This is a genomic window from Secundilactobacillus pentosiphilus (assembly GCF_002217985.1).
In the GTDB taxonomy this organism is placed as follows: Bacteria; Bacillota; Bacilli; order Lactobacillales; family Lactobacillaceae; genus Secundilactobacillus; species Secundilactobacillus pentosiphilus.
In genome coordinates, this window is record NZ_BCMI01000062.1 from 1 (window position 1) to 722 (window position 722).

Annotated in this window: 1 rRNA gene; it reads right to left on the minus strand. The window is 54.0% G+C overall.

The annotated features are described in order from the left end of the window. Nucleotides 1–34: 34 nt before the first annotated feature. A 23S ribosomal RNA gene (locus CES81_RS13045) occupies nucleotides 35–722 on the minus strand; the annotation flags it as partial.

Below are 722 nucleotides of genomic sequence, written 5' to 3' on the forward strand. Positions count from 1 at the left end.
ATATCAATTTCCTTACCGATGAACACCACTACTCGTGGTTAAGTCCTCGACCGATTAGTACTAGTCCGCTCCGTGCATCGCTGCACTTCCACTTCTAGCCTATCTACCTGATCATCTCTCAGGGGTCTTACTTCCATATAGGAATGGGAAATCTCATCTTGAGGCGAGTTTCACACTTAGATGCTTTCAGCGTTTATCTCATCCACACATAGCTACTCAGCAATGCGCCTGGCGGCACAACTGATACACCAGCGGTGTGTCCATTCCGGTCCTCTCGTACTAGGAACAGCTCCTCTCAAATTTCCTACGCCCGCGACGGATAGGGACCGAACTGTCTCACGACGTTCTGAACCCAGCTCGCGTACCGCTTTAATGGGCGAACAGCCCAACCCTTGGGACCGACTACAGCCCCAGGATGCGATGAGCCGACATCGAGGTGCCAAACCTCCCCGTCGATGTGGACTCTTGGGGGAGATAAGCCTGTTATCCCCAGGGTAGCTTTTATCCGTTGAGCGACGGCCCTTCCATACGGTACCGCCGGATCACTAAGCCCGACTTTCGTCCCTGCTCGACCTGTCTGTCTCGCAGTCAAGCTCCCTTATGCCTTTACACTCTGCGAATGATTTCCAACCATTCTGAGGGAACCTTTGGGCGCCTCCGTTACTTTTTGGGAGGCGACCGCCCCAGTCAAACTACCCACCTGACACTGTCTCCCGCCACGC